Here is a 19,734-nt window from a genome sequence, read left to right as displayed (position 1 = left end):
TGCTTTTTTCCGTCGTGTTATTGTATAATAACGAATATATGTTTTTTTGCGTATACAAATAAATAAAAAACCTGCCTATAAGCATAGGCAGGTTTCAATATTTTTAACAAAAAATGTCTTATGCAGCTTCCTGAGATTCGTTGTGTCGCCTTTCAATTTCTTCTTTGTCTTTTTTGCTTACCGAGTCAACAAGTACCGGGGTAGCAATAAATAGTGAAGAATAAGTACCTACAACAATACCGGTTAGCATAGCGAATACAAATCCGCGGATGCTCTCACCACCAAATACAAACATAATAGCAAGTACTATAACCATGGTTAGAGATGTGTTAATGGTACGAGACATGGTTGTATTGATAGATGCGTTAACTACTTCCCTGAAAGAACCTTTAAGGTTACCGGCAAGGAACTCACGCACCCTGTCAAATACAATTACGGTATCGTTCATAGAGTAACCAATAACGGTAAGTATGGCCGCAATAAAGTGCTGGTCAATTTCCATGTGGAACGGCATAAACTTGTAGCAAAGTGAGTATATACCCAGTACAAATATTACGTCGTGCGCCACAGCGGCAATTGCACCAAGCGAATACTGCCATTTCCTGAAGCTCACCATCAGGTAAACAAACACTATGGCCATTGCGCCAAGTACCGCCCAGTAAGCATTAGTCTTGGCATCATCTGCCACGCTGCCGCTCACGGTGCTTGATTGTATAATACCCTGAACCTTGTCATCGTTATTATTTACAAACTGCTCGTAAGAAAGGTTTGTATAGTGCTTTTTAAGGCCGTTGTAAAGTATAGTGGTAATCTCCTTATCTACACCTTCGCCTTTTTCGTCAACTTTATATTTAGTGGTAAGCCTTAGCTGGTTGTCGCCACCAAAACGCTTAACGTCTACGTTTTCGCCAAATGCAGCACCAAGCTCTTCCCTAACGTCTTCGTCAGAAATTGGCTTTTCAAACCTTACGGTATACGTACGTCCACCGGCAAAGTCAATACCTTCTTCAAGGCCGTTTACAAAGAACGACACCACACTTACAATAACCACAAGGCTTGAGAAGATATAAGTAAACTTCTTGGCACCAAGGAAATCAAAATGGAAGTTAGTAAACCAGTTTTTAGAAAGGCCGGTTACAAACGTTAGGTTAGTACCTTTTTTAACAGCCCTGTCAAGGAAAATCCTTGTTACAAACAATGATGTAAACAGTGAAGTAAAGATACCTATAAGTAGTGTAGTTGCGAAACCTTTTACAAGGCCTGAACCAAATATAAACAGTACCGCACCTGTAAGCACGTGTGTTACGTTAGCATCGGTAATAGAAGACATTGCACCCCTCCAGCTGTAAGAAGTTTTAACAGCCTCTTCAAGCGATTTTCCGTGGCGCAGTTCTTCCTTGGCACGTTCATATATAATAATGTTGGCATCTACCGCAGTACCCATTGTTAGTACAATACCCGCAATACCAGGCAGTGTTAGCACCGCGCTAAGGCTTGCAAGAAGGCCAAACAGGAACAGTAGGTTAACAAGTAGTGCAATGTTAGCATAAGTACCTGCCTTACCATAATAAACCCACATCCATGCACATACAAGCAGTAAACCTACAATAGATGAAGTAATACCGTTATCAATAGCTTCCTGGCCAAGTGATGGGCCTACTACCTGCCTTTCGGCGATATCTGCCTTTGCAGGAAGTTTACCTGCACGCAGTATGTTAGCTAAGTCTTTAGTCTCGGTAACATCAAAGTTACCAGATATTTGCGAGCTGCCACCGGCAATTGGGCCGCTGGTTACTGTAGGTGCAGAATATACTACGTTATCAAGAACAATAGCAATAAAGCCCTGCTCACGATAAGCCTTACCGGTCATTTCTTCCCACTTCTGGGCACCTTTAAGGTTCATCTTCATGCTCACGATAGGCTTACCTGCCTGGTCAAAATCATTAACCGCATCAGTAATTACGTTACCTGCAAGTGGTGCAACGTTATCCCTGTTGGTTTTAAGTGCATAAAGCTGCACAAGGCCATCGTTTTTCTTATCGTCTGCCTTGCCCCATACAAAACGTACAAATTGCAGGTTGTTAGGCAGCATGCTCTTCATTTCAGGTTTCCTGAAAATAGCGTTTATAGCAGCAGTATCTTTTAGGGAAGCCTCGCCAAGTATAGCGCCGCCGGCCCTTTCCATTTTAAGTTTGTCAAGTAGCGGGTTGCTGCCTTTTTTAGCACCAAGAGAATCTTTAGCACCAAGCAGTTTACCGGCATCAGCAGTTGCAGCTGTATCTTTCTCAGTTTTAGAAGCGTTTTGAAGCGCTGTGTTTACAGAGCTAAGGTACGGGAACACGTCCTGTGCCTTGTATACTTCCCAAAACTCAAGCTGTGCAGTACTTTGCAGTAGCTTTGTAGCACGGTCAATATCTTTAACACCCGGAAGCTCTACAAGTATACGGCCGCTTTCGCCAAGGCGCATAATGTTAGGCTGTGCAACACCAAATTTATCGATACGTTCTGCAAGAACGCCATAAGCACTGTCAATAGACTCGCTAACTTTTTTGGCAATAACCTTTTTAACCTGGTCATCACTCATTGTAGTGTTGATTTCGCCGGCAAGGTTTATGTTACCAAAAATATCAGGAGAAGCAAGCGGGGTGCCGTTAGACACTTGCGCAAATGCTACAAAGAATGCATCAAGGTAGTCCTGGTTGCCCTGTTTGTTTTTAGTAGCCTCATCAAGGGCTTTGTTAAACACAGGGTTATCAGAGTTGTTAGAAAGGGTTTTAAGGATTTCCTTTACCGAGATTTCAAGTGTTACGTTAACACCACCCTCAAGGTCAAGGCCTTTGTTTATTTGTTTATCCCTTACTTCATTATATGTATAGCCCAGCACCGGATATACAGGTATCTTACCCATAGAGTCAAGATACTTTACTTCTTTATCAGCATTTCCTTTGGCATAAAGCTTGGCATCATCTTCAATGTTGCCTGCCACCCAGGTGAATGTGAGCTGGTAGATACATAATATTGCAAATAGTATTGCAAAAAACTTTACGAGTCCCTTATTCTGCATTCTTAGTCTAAATTAATTATTCCAATTTTTTTAAAAACGAGCAAATATATAATTTACCACATGATAAACCAATTTATTTCATAATTATATCAAAAAAAAAGGCTGCCATTGGCAGCCCCTGTATTTATTGGGTATAGCGTTATACCAGCACTTCTTTAAGGTCGGCGTTCATGGCCCTAACCGCGTCGGCGCTCTTGGCCAGTTTGGCTTTTTCCTCATCATTAAGGGCAATATCCACTATCTCTTCTAAACCGTTTGCGCCAATAATACACGGCACACCCAGGCATATATCTTCCTGGCCACACTCCCCTTCCAGGAATACCGAGCAGGCTATCATTTTCTTCTGGTCATTCAATATACTGTCTACCAAATAAGCTACAGATGCCCCCGGGGCATACCACGCGCTTGTACCTAATAGTTTGGTTAGCGTAGCACCGCCCACCATAGTATCGGCCGCTACCTGCTCCAGTACATCGGCTGCAAGAAAATCACCCACCGGGCTGCCGTTGTAGCTGGCTAGCCTTGTAAGCGGAATCATAGTAGTATCGCCGTGCCCGCCTATTACCATACCCTGTATATCGGTAATGGGTTTATCAAGCGCCTTGCTCAAAAAGTATTTAAACCTTGAACTATCCAGCGCGCCGCCCATACCTATTACCCTGTTACGCGGCAGGCCTGTGGCTTTTAACGTAAGATACGTCATCGTGTCCATAGGGTTACTTACCACCACTATAATAGCTTCCGGCGAATATTTAAGCACGTTCTCTGCCACGCCTTTAACAATACCGGCATTTATACCTATCAGTTCTTCGCGGGTCATGCCCGGCTTACGCGGAATGCCGCTGGTAATTACAACAACATTGCTGTTAGCCGTTTTGCTGTAATCGTTAGTAACGCCGCTAACACGTGTATTAAAGCCCGTGTTGCTGGCGCACTGCATTATGTCCATAGCCTTACCTTCGGCAAAGCCCTCTTTAATATCTAATAAAACTACTTCGCTGGCTATCCCCCTGTACGAAATTACATCGGCACAGGTAGCGCCCACGTTGCCGGCACCTACAATTGTTACTTTCATAATAAATGATTTTGTTTGTTTAGGTTACTTAAATAAATACTGCAACGAAACGTTGGTATTTACAAATTTACCAAAAGCAACGATAGTTTGTATATTAAAATTGCCAATATTATAGGCCGCACTAAACTCTCCTATGTAATTTATACGCGTTTTATATATGGTTTTAAGCCTGTCGTTAAGCACAGCCTGTAGTGGCACTATTTCTTCAATGGTGCCGGTCTCTCCGGTAACGCGGTATTTTACATCGCTGGTGTTAACAATAAAGCTGCCCATAAACTCAAGGTCGTCCCAAAACTGCTGCGAGGCGCTCAGCTGAAACTGCCACGTGTCTACCAGCCCGTTTATTTGGTTTATACCCAGCGAACCATAATCCGTTTGTACATTAAGGAAGTTAAACGATACATCTTCCTTGGCATAAGCCGCTAAAACCGCTATGTGTATCTTTTCCTCTTCAAGGCTTTTAAAGTAGCGGCTTATGTTGTGCTTAAGCCCTACCCCATACACCTGGTAATTACTTTTTTCAAGCTTTACCTTTGGCGAATACTTCACTACAAGCTCATTGCCCCACGGCAGTGCAACCGAGCCCTGCAAATAAGGATAGGCCACGGTTTCCATATCTATACCCTCAGGCGTTTCAAGGCGCACCGGGTCGTTACCTATCATACCGGTAAGATACACCTGCTTGTCATTGCCCAGTGCGGTGGGCACCGCCGCACGGAAACCCTCTTCAAGCTGAAAAAACTGGAAATCGTCGTTATAAACAGTAAACACCCTGTCGCGCTTTGGCGTAAAAAATACGTTTGTATGCAGGCCAAAGGTTACATCCCACAACCCGCGTTCGCGTGGCGAGGTTATCCACCCGCTGCTTTGCTGGTACACCGCAGCATCGGCTGCCGGGGTTATGTACTTATCAGAAAAGAAAAGGGCGTCAGTAATCAGACGCCCTATATCTCCCGCAATTTGTTGCGTGTTTTGTGCTGTAGCCCCGCCCGTCAGGAGCAGGGCCGTAGCCAAAACAAGTATGTTTGTGTGCTTATGCATCAATCTTGGCATAGGCAGCATTCTTTTCAATAAATTCCCTCCTTGGCGGAACCTCATCACCCATCAGCATACTGAATATCCTATCGGCTTCAGCAAGGCTATCTATGCTTACCTGGCGCAGCGTGCGGAATTCAGGGTCAAGCGTGGTTTCCCAAAGCTGCTCGGCGTTCATCTCACCAAGACCTTTATAACGCTGTATGGTTGCACCGCCACCCAGGCGCTCGTTTATCAGGTCGCGCTGGTTTTCTGTCCATGCATATTCTTTCTTGGCACCTTTCTTAACAAGGTAAAGTGGAGGCGTTGCTATATATACGTGTCCGTTCTCAATCAGCTCCTTCATAAAGCGGAAGAAGAACGTAAGGATAAGCGTACTGATGTGGCTACCGTCTACGTCGGCATCACACATAATAACCACTTTATGGTAACGCAGCTTTTCAAGGTTAAGCGCCTTGCTGTCTTCTGCCGTACCAATGGTTACCCCCAGTGCGGTAAAGATGTTGCGTATCTCTTCGTTTTCAAACACCTTGTGGTGCATGGCTTTTTCTACGTTAAGGATTTTACCCCTTAGCGGAAGTATCGCCTGGAAACCCCTGTCACGGCCCTGTTTTGCAGTACCACCTGCCGAGTCGCCCTCTACAAGGAATATCTCGCACTTTTCAGGATCCTGCTCAGAACAGTCGCTCAGTTTACCCGGAAGTCCGCCACCGCCCATTACAGTTTTGCGCTGCACCATTTCGCGGGCTTTTTTAGCCGCATGGCGCGCCTGTGCCGCAAGGATAACCTTTTGCACAATAGTGCGGGCATCGTTAGGGTTTTCTTCAAGGTAGTTTTCCAGCATTTCGCTCACCGCCTGGCTTACGGGCGCCACCACCTCGCGGTTGCCCAGCTTGGTTTTGGTTTGCCCCTCAAACTGCGGCTCGGCTACTTTAACCGATATAATTGCGGTAAGCCCCTCACGGAAGTCATCGCCGCTGATTTCAAACTTAAGCTTTTCAAGCAGGCCAGAGTTATCGGCATACTTTTTAAGCGTATTGGTTAACCCCCTGCGGAAACCCGAAAGGTGTGTACCGCCCTCGTGGGTGTTAATGTTGTTTACGTAGCTGAATATGTTTTCAGAATAGCTGGTGTTGTAAATAAGCGCTACCTCAACCGGTATTTCGCCCTTATCGGTTTCCATGCTTATAACGCTTGCAATAATAGGCTCGCGGTTGCCGTCAAGAAACTTAACAAACTCCTTCAAACCTTCGCTTGAGTGGAAGGTTTCGCTCACAAAACTGCCGTCTTCGTTGTTTTCCCTTTTATCGGTAAGCGTTATGCTTATACCTTTATTAAGGTAGGCCAGCTCGCGCATACGGGCAGCAAGCGTATCATAGCTATATTCCAGCGTTTGTGTAAAAATAGTACCGTCCGGCTTAAAGGTTACGGTAGTACCCCTCTTATCGGTTTCGCCTATCTGCTTAACCGGATACATAGCCTTACCGCGCTCATACTCCTGTTCATATACTTTCCCTTCACGAAAAACAGTAGCCCTTAAGTGGTCTGAAAGCGCGTTAACACACGACACCCCCACACCGTGAAGCCCACCTGATACTTTGTATGAGTCTTTATCAAATTTACCGCCGGCGCCTATCTTGGTCATTACAACCTCAAGTGCGCTAACGCCTTCTTTTTTATGTATATCTACCGGTATACCACGGCCGTTGTCTTCAACGGTAATAGAATTGTCTTCGTTAATGGCAACAAAAATAGTATCACAATGCCCGGCAAGCGCCTCGTCTATCGAGTTATCAACAACCTCATATACAAGGTGGTGAAGGCCGCGTGTACCCACATCGCCTATATACATGGATGGGCGCATCCTTACGTGCTCCATTCCTTCTAATGCCTGGATACTGTCTGCCGAATAGTTGTTTTTCTTAACTTCTTCGCTCATAAATTATAGCTTAAACGTATTTTTTATGTTTAACGAACAAATATAGCAAAATGCAGGCGATAATGCCACAAATCGCCTCTAATTAGCTTTTAAGTTATTAACAATTTATTAAAATCATCTAATACTTAACAATAGTGAAAGAATTGCCCAATTACACTACATTAATGTAGTTTCAGCACTGTTTTTAAGTCGTAAATCAGCCCAAAATATTTGGATTAACAGGCTAAAATCAACTCGTTTAGCACCAAAAAAGCTACTCATCGAGCTTTACAAGATAATGGGTTACAAGATACCTGCAGGTGGTGCATTCTTCGGTTAATTTGGGCTGGTTATCAAAGTATAACTGGGCAGCAAAATCAAAACGCGACATAGCCAGGCTAAGCACTATATAATAACTCATTAAATCGTGCGTCTGGCTTTCCTGGTTTATAAATTCTTCTGCCTTAAACAAGGTTTGCTCGCCTAACTCTCCCTGTCCATTACGGGTAGCCATATACGACTTAAAAAACATGGTCTCAAAAGTTTGCTGCACTTCTACCGCTTTTTGGGCATATTCAAGCGCTTTAACCGCATCTTCTTTTGCATAATACAGCTTGCCGATAGTCAGCAACGTGGAGGCCCTGTCGGCATTATCAAGCAGTTTGGCATTAAGCTTACGCAGGTTTACCTCAAGCGCCTTATCATAGTTTTTCTGTAGGATGTAAAGGGTAGAAATAGCCGTGTAGGCATCGGGCGTACGGAAACCAAAGTTATCCTTACCCGCCGGAAAGGCTTTAAGGGCCTTTTCAAAATTAGCTATGGCGCCATTGTAGTCTTTTTTAAGCCAGGTAGCAAAGCCCAGGCAAAAATAAGCACTGTATACGTTGGCATCTTTCTCTTTAAGGTAATCAGTAAAATACTTTATGCGCCCATTAAGATAAGCAAGATCTTGTTTAGAAGCCACTTCTTTACCCGATGGGTCGAGTGTTATGATAAGCTTCATAAAACAGCTAAACAGCCTTGTAAATTCCTGCTGCCGCCTGAAGTATTTGTCCTTCTTATCAAAATTTTCCTCATAAGGCCGCATGTCTATCAGGTTTTCAATAGCAAGCCCTTTCGATTTTTCAGTCCACTCATCACCTGCCTGTATGGCCTGCTGCATTTTTTCATAAATTTCTACAAGCCCCAGGTACAAATAGGTGTTGTATTTAAGCCCTTCATCTTTCAGCAGTGGCATCAATACCCTTTTGGCATCGGCAAAACGGCCGTTATTAATAAGCATCATAGGGTAAAAGCTAAACGCAAGCGTATCGGCAGGGTTAATGGCCAGGGCTTTTTCAACATCGGGCACGCCGTCCTGGCCCAGGTTTATTTTTAATATCGCGCTGTATGAATAATACAGTGCCGAATCCTTTTCTACCTTAAAATGCTTTAGCTTGTCATAAGCCTTTGTGTAATATTTAAATGACGCTGCCTCCTCGCCCATCTTGTCGTAATACCCGCCAAGGTCGCTGTAATGAAACGGGTTAAGCGAATCGTTCTTTATAGCCTCAAGCTTTTTAGGCAGGTAGCCGGGGTCTGCTGCCGGCTCGGGGTGTATCTGGCTATAGGGCTTAGCGTGCTCTGAACTGTATGCAAAACTCAGGGTGGTGTTAGGCATAAAAAGCGAATCGGCATGCTTTAGCAAATCGCCAATGGTAGGCACGGGCAGCTCCGGGTTAAATGTATATTTTTCCTGTGCGGAAACAGTAAAGGAAATAAAGAGAAGCAGTAAGGTAATTCTTTTCATAAAGATAAGGCGGATCGTAATTGATAAATATAAACTTACAATTAATATGCCAATACTTACAAACAAAAAACGTCCCGCAATAGCGGGACGCTCTTCCACAAACAAACAAACTAAAATTCCAAAATTTTAAACAAACTAAATTATAAACCTAAACAAACTATCAAACTTTTGCCTGCGCTATGGCAGTATCGGCATTTACGTGGGCAGCGTTGGCTCGGCCGCTTGGGTCGGTATTCGCCTGCCACTTAGGTATCCATTTGCGCACGGTTTGCGCAGCACTGACCTGTGGGAAGTGCTTATGGAACACGCTCCTGTAAAAATAAGCCTCTTTTGTAGCCGGGGTGTTGTACGGAAAACGCTCTGCCGCACCCTCCATCTGTTCATCCGTTACCTGGCTTGAGCAATACTCGATCAGCGTATCTATCCAGTTGTACCCCACCCCATCGCTAAATTGTTCCTTTTGCCTCCACAATACCTCATCCGGCAGGTAAGGCTGCTGTGGCGTATCAAACGCCTTGCGGAGTATGTATTTTTCTACGCCGTTGTAGGTTAACGGCTGTTTTTCTTCGGGTTTTATTTTTATGGCCAGCTCCAAAAACTTTTTATCCAAAAACGGAACCCTCGCCTCAAGCCCGTGCGCCATGGTGCTTTTATCAGCACGCAGCAGGTCGGCAGTAAAGAGTTTTTGTACCCTTTCTATGGTTTCCTTCTGGAAGTCTACCGCTCCCGGCGCATTACGGAAATACAGGTAACCGCCAAAAATCTCATCGGCCCCTTCGCCACTCAGTACCACCTTGATACCCATATCTGTAATCGCCTTGCTCAAAAAGTACATAGGTGTGCTGGCGCGAATAGACGTAACATCATAGGTTTCAAGGTGCCAAATGAGCTTATCCAGTATTTCAATGCCCTGTTCTATTGTAAAGTGTACCTCATGGTGTTCAGTACCTAAAAAATCTGCCACTTTGCGTGCCGCGGCGGCATCGGGTGCCATAGCATCAAGGCCTACACTAAAAGAATGCAGCGTTTGCCCGCTATCTTTCATCAGCCTTGCGGCGATAGACGACGTTAACGACGAATCAAGCCCGCCTGAAAGCAATACCCCGATAGGTACATCGCTCATAAGCCTTTTTTCAACCGCCTGCGTTAACGATGCACGTATGGCTTCATAATCTACCGGCTCAACCGCCTTAGAGGCATCTTCCCACTGCGGCCTGTAATATTTTACAAAACCGGTTTTGGGCGTATAATAATGCCCCGGCGGAAAGGTAGAAAACGTCTGGCACTGATCGGCAATGGCTTTCATTTCGCTGGCAAAGTATATCCTGCCCCTTTCGTCAAGGCCGTAGTATAGCGGCTTAACGCCAAGCGGGTCGCGGCCTGCAATAAAATCGTCGCCGCTTATTACCACAAAGGCAAAAATACCGTCGAGCATATCGCAAAACTCATAGCCAAACTCTTCATATAAATGCACGATAACCTCAGAGTCAGACGTTGTCCTGAATGTATGGCTTTTCAGCACCGTATCGCGAAGGGCCTGGTGGTTGTATATCTCGCCATTATGCACCATCCAGGCATCATTAGTGCCCTGTATGGGTTGTTTGCCTGTATGAAGGTCTACTATAGACAGGCGCTCGTGGCTTAATATATGTCCCTTAGATGTTACATGAAGGTCGCTTTCATCTGGCCCGCGGTGCGACATCCTTTTAGAAAGCTGCTTAACCAATGCTTCATCTTTTCCCTTTCCGATAATTGCTAAAATTCCACACATACTTTATTCTGTTTACATTCAAAGCTCAAAACCACTATTTGGTTTATTTCAACAAGACAAAGTTGTATTTTTAGTTTCAATTTCAAAACACAAACTTGTGAAGTGATTTTAATTTTAAACTAAAATAGATTTTATTACAGCAATTAATAAGGAAATACAGGGTTTTTACAAGGAATGGATTACAAATGTTAATTTGTAAAGCATATCAGCAACGAATTAATGTAATTTGTTGCTAAAACAGTTGCTGGATAGTATACTTAGTACCGTTAACCTCAAATGTATCGCCCACCTGTTTGCCCATCATCATGGCACCCAGCGGCGATTGCGGCGATAACGCCAATATGCTTTTGCCTACCACGGTAATTTTAGGCAATGCAGCGCTTACAAACAGGTAAATACCATTTGCAACCACAAGGCTGCCTAAGGCTACTTTATCAGATTGTTTATCAGGATTAATGCGCTCTAAAACCGCCTGCTGCTCTAAAAATTCAGAAATTTTGTGGTTCAGCTTTTCCTGCTCCAGGTGCATCATGCTCAGGGCTGTTTCATGCTTGTCTCCCGCCGACCCTTTGGCATCGTTAGCCGCACCCTCAGTAAGGGCCGCTATCATATCACGAAAGGCATCCAGCTTGTCCTGAACCTGTTGCTTGTAGTAAGCCAGGATATTTTGTTTTAGTAACTGCATTGTATAAAGAAGCCACGAATTTCACAAATGGACACTAATTAAAATTTGCGCTAATTTGTGAAATTCGTGGCTAAAAAATATTAATACTCAAACGTTCCGTATTCGCTTGTAATGGTAAGTTTTTTACTTTCTGAAGCTTCTACCCTTCCCACTACCTGCGCTTCTATACCAAACGATTGTGAGATTGCAATAATATCACCTGCAATGGCCTGTGGCACGTATAGCTCCATCCTGTGGCCGCAGTTGAATACCTGGTACATTTCCTTCCAGTCGGTGCCACTTTGCTCCTGTATGAGCTTAAATAACGGCGGAACAGGGAACAGGTTATCTTTAACCACATGAACATTATCTACAAAATGCAGCACCTTGGTTTGGGCGCCGCCACTGCAATGCACCATACCATGAATATCGGCCGGGGTATATTTTTCGAGAATCTTTTTAATAACAGGCGCATAGGTGCGCGTAGGCGAAAGCACCAGCTTACCGGCATCTATAGGGCTGCCCTCTACTTCATCGGTCAGCTTTACATTGCCGCTGTACACCAGTTCAGCCGGAACCGCAGCATCAAAGCTTTCAGGGTATTTTGCCGCAAGGTAGTTGTTAAACACATCGTGGCGCGCACTAGTAAGGCCGTTACTGCCCATACCGCCGTTGTACCCTTTTTCATAGGTAGCCTGGCCGTAGCTCGCCAAACCTACAATCACATCACCCGGCTGAATGTTGGCATTATCTACCACATTGCTGCGTTTAATACGGGCCGTTACGGTACTGTCTACAATAATGGTGCGCACCAGGTCGCCCACATCGGCCGTTTCGCCACCGGTTGAGTGTATGGTCACACCAAAGCCTTTAAGTTCTTCTATAAGCTCCTCCGTACCGTTTATAATGGCTGAAATCACTTCGCCCGGCACCAGGTTTTTATTACGCCCAATAGTACTGCTCAACATTATGTTATCTACCGCACCCACACACAGCAAGTCGTCTATGTTCATGATAAGCGCATCCTGTGCTATACCTTTCCAAACGCTTACATCGCCGGTTTCTTTCCAGTACATATAGGCAAGAGACGACTTTGTACCCGCACCATCGGCGTGCATAATAAGGCAGTAGTCTTCATCTCCGGTAAGGTAATCAGGAACAATTTTGCAGAATGCTTTCGGGAAAAGGCCTTTATCTATGTTTTTAATGGCGTTGTGCACATCTTCTTTAGAAGCCGAAACTCCCCTTTGGCTATAGCGTTTGCTGGTATCAGAACTCATGTGTAGCTGTTTGTGTTGTAGCGGCAAAGATAGTTTTTAATGTGATAATTTACCAATGTTTTAATGAGCCAGTGGAGTATAGTCTAAATTTTGTAATTTTGAAGAAAAGCAATTGTTATGAACACCCAAACCATTTCATTAGAATTACCAGGAGATATACTTTTAGCACTAAACGAATCTGAACCCGATTTTAAACAGCGCTTAAAAGCCACTCTTGCCATGCAATTGTACAAATTACAAAAATTGACCATAGGCAAGGCTTCGCAGCTTGCAGGAATGCCGAGGCTTGAATTTGAAACACTGCTTTCTGAAAACAACATATCAATATCCAATATCACTGAAGAAGACATTGACAGTGATATTCAAAAGCTTTTGTAATGAAAAACGGGATTGTAATTGCCGATTCAGGCTCCATTTTCTCATTGGCAGTAATCAATAGGCTTGATATTTTAGAAACCCTTTTTGATCAGATAAAAATTCCAAATGCTGTTTGGGAAGAAATAACATTAGACAAAACAACAGAATTCTATCCGGCTATAGACGCATTCTTTAAAGACAAAGTTACCGCTATAACCGGATTTAATGAATTGACCTTTATAATGGATTACGGAGAATCAGAATCAGTAATCCTATACAAAGAATTAAGAGCCAACTTTTTGTTAGTTGATGATAAAAAAGCCCGTACTATTGCAGAAAGCCTCAATATTAACTGCATAGGCACTCTCGGCATTTTGTCAACCGCGAAAACAAAACAACTTATACCGGACTTAAGGCCTGTCTTTATAGAACTACTCGCTAATAAACGTTACTATTCTATAGACTTATTAAATAAACTTTTGAAAATCCATCAGGAGCTACCCATCTAAACCTTCGGCACCTCTGCCCTTTCCTCAATAAGTTTTTCCTTTTTAAGCTCTGCCCAAAAATCAACGGGTATTTTTGCACTCATGCTGGCGTAGTTCTCAGCAGCCTGTTGTGCCGTACGAATACCGGGTATGGTGCTGGCTACCACTTTAGGCGCAGCGGTAAATTGCAAAGCAGCACTGCGTAGGTCTACCTTGTGGGCAGTGGCAATCTTTTTCATTTTGGCATACTTGTCCATAACATCCTTTGGCTTTTCGCCAGCATACAGGTAACGGTCTTTACCGGCAAGCAATCCGGCGGCAAGCGGTGCACCTACAATAATGCTAACATCGCGCTTTTCACACGCAGGGAACAGTACTTCCAAATCATCTTTATGCTTTACCAGCGAATATTGGGTTGCTGAAAGAAACACATCCGGATCGGCCACCTCAAGGGTTTGCATGGCAGGTTCAATAGTGTTTACACCCAACCCCCACGCTTTAATAAGGCCTTCCTCGCGCATTTTGGTCAGCGCTTTCATAGCGCCGTTTTGCGCCACTTTAAAGTACTCTACCCACTTATCCTTCATATCGCCGTTATCAGGGCTTAAATCGTGTATAAACACAATATCCAGGGCCGGTATACCCAGCCTCAGTAAGCTATCCTCAACCGAGCGGCGCACGCCATCAGCAGTGTAATCGTATTTGTAATTAAAGTTAAGCCTGCCTTTCCATAACGGATGCGTAAAATCAGCATCAGGATACATCAGCCTGCCAACCTTGGTTGAAATCACATATTCTTTTTTGTCTTTGCCATGAAGAAAATTACCCATGCGCCTTTCACTCAGCCCAAGGCCATACCACGGCGAGGTATCAAAGTAGCGGATACCGGCATCCCACGCGCCCTGCATGGCCTGTAGCGCTGTGGTATCGTCGGTCTCGGCAAACCCATTGCCCAGCGCAACACCGCCCATGCCTATTTTATGCGGCACACGGTAGCGCAGTTTAGTAGGCTCAAACGAGCCGGCCGACTCTGTAATTATGGGTGTTACCGAACTTTCGGGTGCAAGGCCGTCAAGGCTGCTGCCTAAAACGGGGGTAATGGCTGCCGCAGCGGCGCCTTTGGTAAGGGTATGTATAAAATTGCGACGGGTAGTTGACATAATTTTGGGTTTAGTGGTTGTCCCTCAAAATTAGCCAATGCTTCAACTGTAAGCAAAATTATTACCTATAAATATATCCTAAAAATGACGAATTGAAGTGGTCATCAGCATTATGGGCAATATGAAAATAATTTTTATCTATCTTTGAAAAAAACATTATGGCGATGGATTTAGAAGCGAGAAAAATAAGTTTTGTACAGGAATTTTTACGGCTACAAAACGAAGATGTTATTACAGCTCTTGAAAACTTTTTACACAAACGTAAAGCAGAATTGGCTGACGAAAATATGTCTCCCATGAGCGTAGAGCAACTTAATATCGAAACTGATTTATCAATTAAAGATGCACAGGAAGGTCGCATTATTAAGGCTTCTTCCTTAAAAGATAAAATTAAAAAATGGGACTAACGGTTTATTGGACGCAATTTGCAGAAAACAAACTCGAAGATATTTACACTTACTACAAGTATAAAGCCGGCAAAAGAGTTGCCGCTAAACTGGTAGACGAATTAGTAGATGCCTCCATAAATTTAGACCAGTCTCCTTACATAGGGCAACGGGAAGAATTTCTTTCAGACAGACTACAGGAATTTAGATATATTGTACACAAAAATTATAAGATTATTTATTGGATTGATATTCCAAACCAAATGCTCCTGATATCTAATGTTTTTGATTCAAGGCAAAACCCGGACAAGATAAAACGCACTCCCTGATTTATGAAGGATTCTCTACAATCAACACCTCAACCCTGCGGTTAGCTTCACGCTCTTCAGGTGTTTTTTCAGGGATTGGGTATAACGGCTGGCTTACGCCGAAACCTTCAAATGTCATGCGGCTACGCTCTATGCCGCTTGTAGATAAAAACATTACAATAGCTTTTGCCCTGTCACGCGAAAGGTTTTTACGGTCGGCCGTCATGCAGCACACATGGCCTTGCACTTTTATTTTGATACCCGGGTTGGCTTTCATTACTTCCAGGAGTTCAAAAAGGCGTGGGCGCGAATCAGGCATTATGCCAAAGGTATTTTCGTAAAAGTTCATGTTAGGCAATACAATTTTTTGCCCTGCCGGGGTGGCCGCCACCTGCTTCATAAAACTTACATCAAGGGCAAGCTCTTCTTCCCTGCCGCCCGGCCCCTGAACCGTAACTTTTTCAGGATAGGTAATATCTTTCTTTTCTGTTACCACCGGCTTAGGTGCCTCTTCCTTTATACCCAGAATTTCATTCTCCCTATGCAAATCCTGTTTTTGCAGAAAGTACAGCGTTACCTTACGGTTTTCAGCCTTGTTAGCCGACTGTTTGTGCAGCTCGCCAAAACTGTGTGTTTTAAAGTCTTCACGGGTTTTTACACTGTTTTTTACAGCGGCATATACATAATCTACCCTGCGCTGTGCCAGCGTATCGTTATAGCCAGATGTACCGTCTTCATCGGTATAGCCATTTATAGCCAATATTTTAGACTCATGGTTAGCCACCATCCATCGGGCAAGCTTATCGGTTTCTTTTTTGGTAAGCTCACTCTTGTTGCTGTCAAAATAAACAGAAAACTGCTCCTGTGCCGCAGTCAGTAGCGGAAATAAGAATAGTACGCCAAATGAAAGTAGTCGCTTCATGAAGTCTTCTTTTTGTGTGGATAACGAATGTAATGAATTTTTATTGCAAACGAAACGCGGAAGATACCGATTTAAAGTAGTTTCTTATAAATAGAGAGAAAACATAAAGCTCAAATCAAATTAGTTACTGATGATTTCTATCTCTACCCTGCGGTTGGCAACGCGCTCGCCTTCGCTTTGTTCGGGTAACGGGTAAATGGGTTGCGAGCTGCCCAGCCCTTTGTAAGAAAGCCTGCTTTTGCTAATCCCGTTTTGCAGCAGGAAATTATACACCATAAATGCCCTTTTTTCTGATACACGGGTTACATCTACATCCTGGCAGCAAATATGCCCCTGTATTTGTATTTCAAGCCCGGGATTGGCCTTCATAATACGCAGCAGCTCATTTGCCACAGGCCTTGAAGACGGCAGCATAATATCTGAATTGTTTTCAAAATTCATGTTTTTAAGCTTAAGCTTGTCGCCTTTCTTCGCCTCAGCCACTTCTGCCGAAAGGCTTGACTGTAGTGCGGGCTGCACTACAGCCCCTTCCCTTTTTTCATAGGTTATTACTACCCGCCTGTCGGTTATAAGGCCACCGTCAAGAGACTGCAACTCCCCAAATCCTTTCACATCGGCATTGGCAGTATTAACACCTTTGCCCTTTAGATAAGCCGCAACATTATTAGCCCTGCGGTCAGAAAGTTTTTGGTTATACTGTGCGGTAGCCGTAGTATCGGCATGGCCGTAAATACTGAGTACTTTTGCATTTTTAAGGTCGGCCAGCAACCGAGTGTATTCATCCGGCAGCGGATTATCTTCGTTAACAGCAAAATAAACCACCGTATGCAGTTCTTTTGTTTGCTGCTGGGCATGCAGTAAACCCAGGCAGAATAAGGCAGAGAGGAGCAGTATTTTTTTCATAAAGTGTGGTGTGTAAAGAGGTAAACAAGGTACTACCTATTGGCTAAAAACAAAAAACCTGCCATAAAATTTATGACAGGTTTAATATTTATTTAAAACTCAAACAATTATCGGATGAAAAGCAGCTCCCTGTACTTGGTTAGCGGCCAGATTTCGTCATCAACAAGAAGCTCAAGCTTATCGCAGCTCTTACGGATAACATCAAACAACGGCTTAACCTCAAAGCAGTAAGCGTGCGCAGCCTCTTCAGAACTTGTAAGGGCATTAGCCTTTTTACGGGCTTCAGTCATTTCAACAACTTTAGAGTTAATAGTGGCAATGTGGCCAGAAATTTCTTTAATGATAGAAATCTGCTCTTTAGCAACACTTTCAAACTCAGCACCAAATATTTCTTTAAGGCCTTTTACGTTCTCAATAATTATGTTTTGGTAACGTATAGCAGTAGGTATTACGTGGTTGCGTGCAATATCACCCAGCACACGGCCTTCTATCTGTATTTTTTTGATATACTCTTCAAGCTCTATTTCATAACGGGCTTCAGCCTCAACATGGTTAAGTACGCCAAGTTCTTCAAACAGCGCAAGTGCCGATTCAGATACTTTAGCCTTAAGCGCTTCAGGAGTAGTCTTATGGTTGCTCAGGCCGCGTTTTGCAGCTTCCTCAGCCCATGCATCGCTATAACCGTCACCTTCAAAAAGAATGGCTTTTGTTTGCTTGATGTATTCCCTAAGCACGTTAAAGATAGCATCGTCTTTCTTCATTTCCTTACCTTCAATAAGGGCATCAACCTCTTTTTTGAAGTCTTTAAGCTGCTTGGCCATAATAGTGTTTACTATGGTCATGGCATTTGCACAGTTAGCAGAAGAACCCACAGCACGGAACTCAAACTTGTTGCCGGTAAAGGCAAACGGAGACGTACGGTTCCTGTCAGTATTATCAAGCAATACATCCGGAATTTTACCTACTACGTTAAGTTTAAGGTCGGTTTTCTCTTCAGGAGAAAGTTTGCCTGAAGATACACCCTCAAGCTCGGCAAGCACCTTTGTAAGCTGGTCGCCAATGAAAACCGATATAATTGCAGGTGGAGCTTCGTTAGCACCAAGCCTGTGGTCGTTACTTGCTGTAGCAATAGAAGCCCTTACAAGCTCTTCATACGTGTAAACAGCCTTAATGGTGTTAATGAAGAACGTAAGGAATTGTAGATTGCTCATAGGCGTTTTACCAGGACCAAGAAGGTTAACACCGGTATCTGTAGCCATACTCCAGTTGTTGTGCTTACCGCTACCGTTTACGCCTGCAAATGGTTTTTCGTGCATAAGCACTTTAAAGTTATGGCGCTCTGCAACTTTTTGCATTACATCCATAAGTAGTGAGTTGTGGTCTACCGCAAGGTTAGCCTCTTCAAATATTGGCGCAAGCTCAAACTGGTTAGGAGCAACCTCGTTGTGGCGGGTTTTAACCGGTATACCAAGAAGCATACACTCGTTTTCAAGGTCGCGCATATAGTTAAGCACACGCGTAGGTATAGAACCAAAATAGTGGTCGTCAAGCTGCTGTCCTTTTGCAGACGAATGTCCAAGCAGGGTGCGGCCTGTTAGTGTAATATCCGGCCTTGAAGCGGCAAGGGCAGCATCTACAAGGAAGTATTCCTGCTCCCAGCCTAAAGTGGCGGTTACTTTCTTAACGTTTTTATCAAAATACTGGCATACTTCTGTAGCAGCCTCATCTACTGCCGAAAGGGCGCGTAGTAGTGGCGTTTTATAGTCAAGCGCCTCACCGGTGTACGAAATAAACACGGTAGGGATGCACAGTGTAGTACCATATATAAACGCAGGAGATGTTGGGTCCCAAGCAGTATAGCCACGGGCTTCAAACGTGTTACGGATACCGCCGTTAGGGAAGCTCGAAGCATCCGGTTCCTGCTGTACAAGCTGGCTGCCGCCAAATTTTTCTACAGGGTCAGAACCGTCAAAAGAAGTTTCAAAAAAGGCATCGTGCTTTTCGGCAGTAGTACCTGTTAGTGGCTGGAACCAGTGGGTGTAGTGGGTAACGCCTTTGCTAAGCGCCCATTCTTTCATACCCATAGCTATATAATCAGCCAGCTTGCGGTCTATTTTAGTTCCATGCTGCTCAGCGCTCTTAACCGCCTTGTAAGCCTCCGGGGTTAAAAATTGACGCATTGCTTTGTCATTGAACACGTTGCTACCAAAGATAATCGACTTTCTGTCAAGCTCTTTAACCTCTACCGGCTTCCTGCCTGCGGTTTCTTTAAGGGCTTCAAAACGAAATGTTGACATGAAACTTATTTTTTAATGTTAATTAATGATTAAAAATCTGTGCAAATGTACAAATTTTTGTCTTCCAACACCCCTACCCCCAATTTTTAGTGGGTTAAATTTTCGTTTTTTTATCAAAACCTCAATTCTACCCACACTTTTAGGGCTTGTATTATTTTTTCTTAAATTTACTGTTATCCCGGTATTGCAATTACAGAATTTTCAAAAAAATTCTTACAACACTTAAAATAAATATAAAATTACTAAAGCCATGTTAATTGAGTTAAATATTTACTAACCAGATTATCAGGAAGCTGAGAATTCCATAATTTGGCTAA

General features: G+C 43.7%; 16 protein-coding genes. 4 read left to right on the top strand and 12 right to left on the bottom strand.

Annotated features, from left to right (window positions below; genetic code table 11):
- Nucleotides 1-118: 118 nt before the first annotated feature.
- The 8 genes from secDF to AM279_RS00525 form a co-directional block, all read right to left on the bottom strand.
- Nucleotides 119-3,064: a protein translocase subunit SecDF gene (gene secDF / locus AM279_RS00560; protein ID WP_054405733.1), complete on the bottom strand. Its 2,946-nt coding sequence runs from the start codon at nt 3,062-3,064 to the stop codon at nt 119-121.
- 139 nt (nt 3,065-3,203) lie between these two features.
- Nucleotides 3,204-4,139 carry a malate dehydrogenase gene (locus AM279_RS00555; RefSeq protein ID WP_054405732.1) on the bottom strand — a complete coding sequence of 312 codons (936 nt, stop codon included), beginning with the start codon at nt 4,137-4,139 and terminating at the stop codon, nt 3,204-3,206.
- Nucleotides 4,140-4,163: 24 nt separating this feature from the next.
- Nucleotides 4,164-5,180 carry a DUF6588 family protein gene (locus AM279_RS00550; RefSeq protein ID WP_054405731.1) on the bottom strand — a complete coding sequence of 339 codons (1,017 nt, stop codon included), beginning with the start codon at nt 5,178-5,180 and terminating at the stop codon, nt 4,164-4,166.
- Complete coding sequence (gyrB, locus tag AM279_RS00545) at nt 5,173-7,113, bottom strand: DNA topoisomerase (ATP-hydrolyzing) subunit B (RefSeq protein WP_054405730.1); 1,941 nt, start codon at nt 7,111-7,113, stop codon at nt 5,173-5,175. The genes AM279_RS00550 and gyrB overlap by 8 nt, the downstream gene beginning before the upstream one ends.
- A 253-nt stretch (nt 7,114-7,366) precedes the next feature.
- A complete protein-coding gene (locus AM279_RS00540; protein WP_054405729.1) occupies nt 7,367-8,881 on the bottom strand; it encodes a tetratricopeptide repeat protein in 1,515 nt (504 codons plus the stop codon).
- Between the two features lie 160 nt (nt 8,882-9,041).
- Nucleotides 9,042-10,652 carry an asparagine synthase B gene (asnB, locus tag AM279_RS00535; RefSeq protein ID WP_054405728.1) on the bottom strand — a complete coding sequence of 537 codons (1,611 nt, stop codon included), beginning with the start codon at nt 10,650-10,652 and terminating at the stop codon, nt 9,042-9,044.
- Nucleotides 10,653-10,884: 232 nt separating this feature from the next.
- Nucleotides 10,885-11,337: a GreA/GreB family elongation factor gene (locus AM279_RS00530; RefSeq protein WP_054405727.1), complete on the bottom strand. Its 453-nt coding sequence runs from the start codon at nt 11,335-11,337 to the stop codon at nt 10,885-10,887.
- A gap of 80 nt (nt 11,338-11,417) precedes the next feature.
- Entirely contained in the window at nt 11,418-12,596 is a 1,179-nt protein-coding gene (locus tag AM279_RS00525; RefSeq protein WP_054405726.1) for an AIR synthase related protein, read from the bottom strand.
- 117 nt (nt 12,597-12,713) lie between these two features.
- On the opposite strand from AM279_RS00525, the gene AM279_RS00520 reads away from it, so the two are divergent.
- On the top strand, nt 12,714-12,974 hold the full coding sequence (locus AM279_RS00520) for a UPF0175 family protein (RefSeq protein ID WP_054405725.1): 261 nt from the start codon (nt 12,714-12,716) through the stop codon (nt 12,972-12,974).
- On the top strand, nt 12,974-13,462 hold the full coding sequence (locus tag AM279_RS00515) for a DUF3368 domain-containing protein (protein WP_054405724.1): 489 nt from the start codon (nt 12,974-12,976) through the stop codon (nt 13,460-13,462). Before AM279_RS00520 ends, AM279_RS00515 begins: the two co-directional genes overlap by 1 nt.
- Here AM279_RS00515 and AM279_RS00510 read toward each other — a convergent pair.
- The gene (locus AM279_RS00510; RefSeq protein WP_054405723.1) at nt 13,459-14,601 is read right to left on the bottom strand and encodes an aldo/keto reductase; all 1,143 of its coding nucleotides are present in this window, start codon (nt 14,599-14,601) and stop codon (nt 13,459-13,461) included. The two genes, AM279_RS00515 and AM279_RS00510, sit on opposite strands and share 4 nt — an antisense overlap.
- Nucleotides 14,602-14,765: 164 nt before the next feature.
- Between AM279_RS00510 and AM279_RS00505 the strand changes: the two genes are divergently transcribed.
- Nucleotides 14,766-15,008, top strand: a complete 243-nt coding sequence (locus tag AM279_RS00505; RefSeq protein ID WP_054410020.1) for a hypothetical protein — start codon at nt 14,766-14,768, stop codon at nt 15,006-15,008.
- On the top strand, nt 14,999-15,316 hold the full coding sequence (locus AM279_RS00500) for a type II toxin-antitoxin system RelE/ParE family toxin (RefSeq protein WP_054405722.1): 318 nt from the start codon (nt 14,999-15,001) through the stop codon (nt 15,314-15,316). Before AM279_RS00505 ends, AM279_RS00500 begins: the two co-directional genes overlap by 10 nt.
- Before the next feature lies 1 nt (nt 15,317).
- Here AM279_RS00500 and AM279_RS00495 read toward each other — a convergent pair whose 3' ends face one another.
- The 3 genes from AM279_RS00495 to AM279_RS00485 form a co-directional block, all read right to left on the bottom strand.
- Nucleotides 15,318-16,217 (bottom strand): OmpA family protein, encoded by a 900-nt coding sequence (locus tag AM279_RS00495; RefSeq protein ID WP_054405721.1) that lies wholly within the window; start codon nt 16,215-16,217, stop codon nt 15,318-15,320.
- A 120-nt stretch (nt 16,218-16,337) separates the two neighbouring features.
- On the bottom strand, nt 16,338-17,120 hold the full coding sequence (locus AM279_RS00490) for an OmpA family protein (protein ID WP_054405720.1): 783 nt from the start codon (nt 17,118-17,120) through the stop codon (nt 16,338-16,340).
- A 107-nt stretch (nt 17,121-17,227) separates the two neighbouring features.
- Complete coding sequence (locus AM279_RS00485; protein ID WP_054405719.1) at nt 17,228-19,417, bottom strand: glutamine synthetase III family protein; 2,190 nt, start codon at nt 19,415-19,417, stop codon at nt 17,228-17,230.
- Nucleotides 19,418-19,734: the final 317 nt, after the last annotated feature.

Origin of the sequence: Flavobacterium akiainvivens (assembly GCF_001278115.1) — a bacterium.
In the GTDB taxonomy this organism is placed as follows: Bacteria; Bacteroidota; Bacteroidia; order Flavobacteriales; family Flavobacteriaceae; genus Flavobacterium; species Flavobacterium akiainvivens.
Note: the sequence above shows the minus strand (reverse complement) of the source record. Positions and strands in the feature narration are given on the sequence as shown.

Excerpts from the sequence above, each read along its gene's own strand:
- AM279_RS00495 (WP_054405721.1), bottom strand. The coding sequence starts at position 16,217 with ATGAAGCGACTACTTTCATTTGGCGTACTATTCTTATTTCCGCTACTG.
- AM279_RS00485 (WP_054405719.1), bottom strand. The coding sequence starts at position 19,417 with ATGTCAACATTTCGTTTTGAAGCCCTTAAAGAAACCGCAGGCAGGAAG.
- asnB (WP_054405728.1), bottom strand. The coding sequence starts at position 10,652 with ATGTGTGGAATTTTAGCAATTATCGGAAAGGGAAAAGATGAAGCATTG.
- AM279_RS00550 (WP_054405731.1), bottom strand. The coding sequence starts at position 5,180 with ATGCATAAGCACACAAACATACTTGTTTTGGCTACGGCCCTGCTCCTG.
- secDF (WP_054405733.1), bottom strand. The coding sequence starts at position 3,064 with ATGCAGAATAAGGGACTCGTAAAGTTTTTTGCAATACTATTTGCAATA.
- AM279_RS00520 (WP_054405725.1), top strand. The coding sequence starts at position 12,714 with ATGAACACCCAAACCATTTCATTAGAATTACCAGGAGATATACTTTTA.
- AM279_RS00510 (WP_054405723.1), bottom strand. The coding sequence starts at position 14,601 with ATGTCAACTACCCGTCGCAATTTTATACATACCCTTACCAAAGGCGCC.
- AM279_RS00515 (WP_054405724.1), top strand. The coding sequence starts at position 12,974 with ATGAAAAACGGGATTGTAATTGCCGATTCAGGCTCCATTTTCTCATTG.
- gyrB (WP_054405730.1), bottom strand. The coding sequence starts at position 7,113 with ATGAGCGAAGAAGTTAAGAAAAACAACTATTCGGCAGACAGTATCCAG.
- AM279_RS00500 (WP_054405722.1), top strand. The coding sequence starts at position 14,999 with ATGGGACTAACGGTTTATTGGACGCAATTTGCAGAAAACAAACTCGAA.
- AM279_RS00490 (WP_054405720.1), bottom strand. The coding sequence starts at position 17,120 with ATGAAAAAAATACTGCTCCTCTCTGCCTTATTCTGCCTGGGTTTACTG.
- AM279_RS00555 (WP_054405732.1), bottom strand. The coding sequence starts at position 4,139 with ATGAAAGTAACAATTGTAGGTGCCGGCAACGTGGGCGCTACCTGTGCC.
- AM279_RS00505 (WP_054410020.1), top strand. The coding sequence starts at position 14,766 with ATGGATTTAGAAGCGAGAAAAATAAGTTTTGTACAGGAATTTTTACGG.
- AM279_RS00525 (WP_054405726.1), bottom strand. The coding sequence starts at position 12,596 with ATGAGTTCTGATACCAGCAAACGCTATAGCCAAAGGGGAGTTTCGGCT.
- AM279_RS00530 (WP_054405727.1), bottom strand. The coding sequence starts at position 11,337 with ATGCAGTTACTAAAACAAAATATCCTGGCTTACTACAAGCAACAGGTT.
- AM279_RS00540 (WP_054405729.1), bottom strand. The coding sequence starts at position 8,881 with ATGAAAAGAATTACCTTACTGCTTCTCTTTATTTCCTTTACTGTTTCC.